At 72.3% G+C, this 5860-nt stretch carries 3 protein-coding genes and 1 pseudogene; 2 read left to right on the forward strand and 2 right to left on the reverse strand.

Annotated elements, in window-relative coordinates; translation table 11 throughout:
- On the forward strand, positions 1–296 hold a 296-nt coding region (locus ACQKIP_RS37710; RefSeq protein ID WP_427745178.1), incomplete at its 5' end, for a GAF domain-containing protein.
- 1 nt (position 297) lies between these two features.
- Here ACQKIP_RS37710 and ACQKIP_RS37715 read toward each other — a convergent pair.
- Positions 298–2193 (reverse strand): DUF2264 domain-containing protein, encoded by a 1896-nt coding sequence (locus ACQKIP_RS37715; RefSeq protein ID WP_365855206.1) that lies wholly within the window; start codon positions 2191–2193, stop codon positions 298–300.
- A 32-nt stretch (positions 2194–2225) separates the two neighbouring features.
- On the reverse strand, positions 2226–4667 hold the full coding sequence (locus tag ACQKIP_RS37720) for a polysaccharide lyase 8 family protein (protein ID WP_365855204.1): 2442 nt from the start codon (positions 4665–4667) through the stop codon (positions 2226–2228).
- Positions 4668–4891: 224 nt separating this feature from the next.
- Here ACQKIP_RS37720 and ACQKIP_RS37725 point away from each other — a divergent pair.
- Positions 4892–5860, forward strand: a pseudogene (locus ACQKIP_RS37725) (M1 family metallopeptidase); the annotation flags it as partial.

Consider the following 5860-nt stretch of genomic DNA (forward strand, 5'->3'; position numbering starts at 1 on the left):
GCTACATGGCGCGCGATCACGGGTACTGCCCGCATGTGGTCGTGCGGCGCAAGGCCCTGGTCCTGGAGGACGTCTGCGACTATCCGCGGTTCGCGGGGAACCCGGTGGTCGACGAGATCGGGATCCGCTCCTATCTGGGCGCCCCGCTCATCGACCGTACGGGCACGGCGCTCGGCACGGTCTGCGTCGTGGACGTCGAGCCCCGTCCGTGGGGCAGGTCGGGCCTGGAGACGATCAAGGCGATGGCGGCGGAGCTGATCGAGCAGATCCACCGCCGGGAGGACGGCGGGATCTGACTCACGCCGTGAGCACCGTGCCGTCGGGGAAGCGGACGCGGACGGTGTCGCCCTCCACCGTGCACGAGACGGACTCCCGCAACGCCGCAGGACACACGGTGTCCCGGGACAGGGCGACGAGCGTGACGTGGATGCCGGTCCCGCCCGGATGCCCGGCGAACGTCAGGAAGGGCGTCGCCGAGTGCGGCCCGTAGGCGTTGGCCGCCACCTCGCGGGCGATGCCCGTCTCCTCGTCCCACCCGTGGAGTGCGACAAGGGCGCTGGTCAGCCCGGCCTCCGTACGGGTGAGCGCCCAGCCGGGCCCCTGCTCGGCGCAGGGCCGCGTCTCGTCGGCCACCGCGTAGCCGCCCTCGCGGACACTCACGCCCGCCGGGGCCCCGACGCGGTGGACGCGGATCTCCCAGGGGCCGTGCAGCACGCTGGTCGTCAGCACCGGGAACTCGCCCTCGGTGCCCGGAAGCAGTGCGTCGTGGCGCGAGACGGCCGTGCGGCCCTCGCACCGCACCGGGTGGATCCGGCGGCGGCGGGAAGCGGTGCCGTCCGGTGCGAGCAGGGCGAGGTGGTTGTCCACGTTGCGCTCCCACGCGCGCGGGGCGGTTTCGGGTGCGGTCGCCGTGGAGTAGCCGAACTTCGCGTAGTGCGGGTCGTCGGTTGCCTCGCCTTCCGGGGGGTTGTGGTCGCTGCCGTGGTTGACGAGGCGGACGATGCCGTCGTGACGTGTGCCGTGCAGGAGCCAGCCGGGCTGGGGGAGCGCCGTGTACTGGTCGGACTCCTCGACGGGTAGCGGGAGTTCGCGCTGCGTCCACACCGGGTGATCGGCGGGCAGGAGCAGGCCGAGGAAGCCCTTGCTGGCCCAGTACGGGGACGCCGGACCCGAGTAGGCCTGGGTGGACGGCAGGAACGTCCCGTACCAGCCCAGCGGCAGCAGCCCCCGCTCGTCCGGAACACCGCGCTCCACGAAGTGCCGCGCGGTGCCGGATGCCAGGCGGCGCGTGAGACCGGGGGCCAGGGGCGTGCAGTCCGCCAGGGCGCCCATCCATACGGGGGCGGTCGCGGCGAAACGGTACGTCAGGGAGCGGCCCTGGTGGACGGGGGCGCCGTCGGCGCCGAAGAAGTGCGGGTACGTGGACAGGAACTGGGCCAGGCGCTCGCGGTAGACCTCGGCCCGGCCCCCGTCGTCCTCGCCCGCCATGCGCGCCCACAGCAGCGGGTACAGATGCATCGCCCAGCCGATGTAGTAGTCGAAGTTGCGCCCGTCGCCGTCCGTGTACCAGCCGTCCCCGCGGTACCAGTCCTCGATGCGGTCCAGGCCGCCGTCGATGTCCGCCTTGCTGTGCGGGGCGCCCACGGAGGCCAGGAACTGCTCGGACACCACCTGGAAGAGCCGCCAGTTGTTGTCCCACGTCCGGCCGCCGACGAAGCCGGAGAACCAGTCGACGACCCGCTCCTGGACCCGGCCGTCGAGCTTGTCCCAGATCCAGGGTCGGGTCTCGTGCAGGCCGATCGCGATCGACGCGGCCTCCACCATCTGCTGCGAGCAGTCGCTGAGTTCGGGCCAGGCCTCGCCGCCCGCGCCGTCGCGGTCCGTGCCCGTTGTCAGACCCTGCGCGTAGCGTTCCAGGAGGTGGGGGTCGACGTTGCCGCCATCGCCGCCCGCTCCCGCGATCCGGAAGGAGGCGAGGAGGAATGACCGTGCGTAGCCTTCGAGCCCGTCCGACACGACCCCCGACCAACTGCCCCGCCCCGGCAGCCGGTACTGCGCGAAGTTCGGCGTCGCGTAGGGGACGAGCGCGTCCAGCTGCCGGTCGGCGAGCGCCTCCCAGTGGGACCGGGTCCAGCCCGTGAGCGGGGACAGGACGCGGTCGGTGGGCGGCAGGGCCAGGTGCGGTGCGGGCATGGCGGGTCCGTTTTCCCTTCGTGGCGGGCGGGTCACCGCAGCTGCGCGGTGTGCGTATGGCCGCGGGAGCCCGCGACGCGGACGGTGACGACGGCGCGGCGGCCCGGCGTGACGGTGACCGTGTCATCGGCGCGGACCACTTTGCGTACGGGGAAGGGCAGTTCCAGGGTGAGGGTCGTGCCGGTGCGGCCCGGGTCGGCCACGGCCAGCGACATGCCGTCGCCGCCGCGTCGCACGATCACGGTGCAGGGGCCCGATGCCGTGAGCCCGGCCGCGCTGCCCGGCTGCCAGAAGTGCGCGGCGACGAGGCCGTCGCGGCGGGCCTCGACGGCCTGTGCGGTGGCGCTGTTGGCGACGATGCGGACCGGCCGTGAACGGGACCAGACGGCGGTCGCGGCGGCGCTCGCACCGGGCAGCAGGACGTAGGCGTACGAGGACGAGGCGGGGGAGACACCGTGGTCGAGCCACAGGGTCAGATAGCGGCGGGTGAGCGGGGTGGTGCTGCCTCCGGTGTCCGCGCCGGTGTTGATCGCCCGCCAGGTGCCGGTCCGCTCCTCGCGCAGGGCGTGCAGGCGTGCGGGTTGTGCGGGCCGGTCGGGGTGGCCGGGTTGTCCGGGGAAGACGTAGCCGCCGGTGCCTTCGAGGTGGGCCCAGTCGGCGCCGGGCAGGGACGCCGACCAGCCCGTGTGCGAGGGCTGCCGCCTGCCGTCGACCGTGAGCCGGGGGGTGCCGCTCTCGTGCAGGTTGCGGTTCTCGACGACCGTCTCGATGGCCCGGCCGTCGCTCGCGGTGATGCCGGCGCCCAGGGCGACGACCGCGTTGTCGAGGAAGAACCACGCCTTCCTGGCGCGCAGCGTGCTGCCCTGCGCCATGAGTTCCATCGCGGCGGCGCCGTACCTGCCGTCGAGCACCGCTCCGCCCGCGACGGCGTTCTTCGGGAGGTAGGTCCCCGTTCCGCCGCCGGTGCCGATGTCGGCGCGTTCGCGCGTGTCCACGGTGGTGCCCGGCAGGCGGTACGGATCGACCGTCGCCCAGAAGCCGTCCCCGAACTGGCCGAGGTCGTCGCCGTCGTAGAGATAGGCCATGCCGTCGCCGGTGTACCAGCCGTGCTGGTTCTCGCCGTTGCCCGCCTCGTACGCGGCGATGCGCTTCGAGGAGAGCGAGAGCGTGAGCGCCCAGCCGGGGCGCCGGTGCACCACGCGGTCCATGTCCGCGAACGCGAAGTGCCCGGTGAGCCGGTCGGCCGCCGGAATCGAGGAGTCGTCGACGACGGTCTTGGCGCGGGCGATCGCGGGGATGCCGACCAGGCCCAGATAGGGGTGGGAGGTGTTGCGGCGTATCCATCCCTTGGCCAGGGCGCGCCAGCGTGCGGCGTACGCGGCCGGGGCGCCGTCCGCCAGTTGCAGGATGTTGGTGAGGGCCGCCGCGCCGTCCTTGTGGTCCGGCGCCTTCTCGCGGGAGGTGGCACGGCCGCGCAGCGCGTCCATCATCAGGCCGTCGAAGACCACCGGTGAGAAGGTCCGGTCCACCGCCTCGTACAGCACCGATGTCTTGGGGTCGGTGACGGCCCAGTCGGAGCCGGCGAGCAGCGCGATCAGCTGTCCCGCGCTGCCGAGCAGGACACTGCCGTACGTCCCCGTGTAGGCGACGGAGCCGTGCTGCACGAACGAGCCGTCCTCGTAGAACCCGTCGCCCGAAGTGACATACGTGAACAGGCTGTTCTTGCCCTTGTCCCGTACGTCGGAGAGGCCGTCGCGGGCCAGGGCGAGCGTGTCCGCGTCGCGTGCGAGGAGTCCGCGCAGCGCCACGATGACGGCCTTGTCGGCGCGGTTGGCGCCGGTCTCGGACAGCGTCGGGATGTTCGTGCGGCGGTCCGGGTCGGGGACGAACTTCGCCACCGTGGAGACGTACTTCGCCAGATCGGCCGCAGGGATCTTCTCCCGCAGCAGGACGCAGGTGTCCATCAGGGCGCGGGGTGCGCCGATCTCCCAGAACCACCAGTTGCCGGACTCGGGGCGGCCGGTGTTGTAGGCGTCGGCGTGCAGGAAGCGCAGGGCTTCGAGCAGGGCGTCGGCCGCTTCGGCGCTGTCGCTGAGGGAGGTGCCGGGGGTGGCCCATGCCGTCGCGATCGTGCGCAGGCGGGTGTAGCTCTGGCCGAAGTTGCCCGGCTCCTTCGCGGGGGAGAGGTCGGCCCACAGGGCGGTGCGTCCCGCCGACCGGTCCAAGTCCCGCCACCAGGCGGACGCCTGGGTGTCCAGGACCTTCAGGGCCGCGGCGAAGTCCGGGTCGGCGGCGTCGAAATCGCCGCCGGTGAGCTGGGCCGCCGCGCGGGCCAGGAGCGTGTCGTAGGGGTCCGCGTCCGAGGCTGCCCGCGCTGGGCCGCCCGCCACAAGGGGCAGGAAGGCCGAGGCGGCACTCGCGGTGAGGATCGTGCGGCGTCGTGGCCCGGTGGAGCCGGAGCGGGGCATGCGCATGGGGAACTCCCGTGAGGCGTCAGGGCAGGGGGCGGGGAGCGAGGCGGGTAATCCCGCGACAGCATGTAAGCGGTTGCTACGGCACGCAAGAGGGTCGCGAATCTTTCTGCATCTTTCTGTCCGGGCGATGGCCTGGCGAGGCCGTTGTGCCGGGTGACCGAGGGCTCATCGAACACATCGGAGGTATTGACGCTGACAGTAAGCGATTACTACGTTGCGGCCCCATGGCTGAGAACTGGACCCGAGACGTACGCGCTCGCAGCACTCGTACCGTCCGCGCTCGCAGCACCCCTGCCGTCCGCGCTCGCAGTACTCGCACCGTCCGCGCCGCGACGGCGACCGCAGCCGCGGCGGCCACCCTCGCGCTCGCCCTCCCGGCTCATGCCCACGCCCACGCGGCGCCCTTCGACCCGACGCCGGGTGCGGACGGCGTCGGCGACCCGCTCTTCCCGACGCTCGGCAACGGCGGCTACGACGTCCGCCACTACGACCTCTCCTTCGACTTCACGCCGGTGACGTACGACTTCACCGGAACCATGAAGATCAAGGCGAGAGCCACCCAGGACCTGTCGTCCTTCAACCTCGACGTCGACTCGCTGGCCATCGACGCCGTCAAGGTCAACGGCAAGAAGGCCGAGTGGGCCACAAGTCCCGGCCAGAGCGGTCAGGAGCTCACCGTCACCCCGGCGGGCGGCCTGCGCGACCGCCGCGCCTTCGACGTCGAAGTGACCTACCACGGCAACGGCAAGACCAAGCCGGTCGGCCAGCCGGGCTGGCGCCACATGTCCGACGGCGGCTTTGCCTCCGCGGCCCAGGCCTCCCGCGCCGACACCTTCGCGCCGGTCAACGACCACCCCTCCGACAAGGCCACCTGGACCTTCCATCTCACCGCCCCCGACGGCTGGACGCCCGCCGCCAACGGCAACCTCACCGGCACCCGCGCCGCCGGGGCCAAGAGGACCTGGGACTTCTCCCTCAAGTCCCCCATGGCCCCCGAGCTGCTCGGTATCTCCGTCAACAAGCAGACCTACCTGTACGGGCGCGGCCCGCACGGAGTGAAGCTGCGCCATCTCGTCCCCACGGACCAGCAGGCGAAGTACCGGCCCATCGCCGAGGAGACCGGCGGGCAACTGGCCTGGCTGGAGAAGACCCTCGGCGTGCGCTATCCGTTCGACACCTACGGGGTGCAGATC

It is taken from the genome of Streptomyces sp. NPDC059900 (assembly GCF_050270335.1).
GTDB lineage: Bacteria > Actinomycetota > Actinomycetes > Streptomycetales > Streptomycetaceae > Streptomyces.

Bases quoted from the DNA above. Each gene is read 5' to 3' on its own strand.
- ACQKIP_RS37715 (WP_365855206.1), bottom strand. From the start codon at position 2,193: ATGCCCGCACCGCACCTGGCCCTGCCGCCCACCGACCGCGTCCTGTCC.
- ACQKIP_RS37720 (WP_365855204.1), bottom strand. From the start codon at position 4,667: ATGCGCATGCCCCGCTCCGGCTCCACCGGGCCACGACGCCGCACGATC.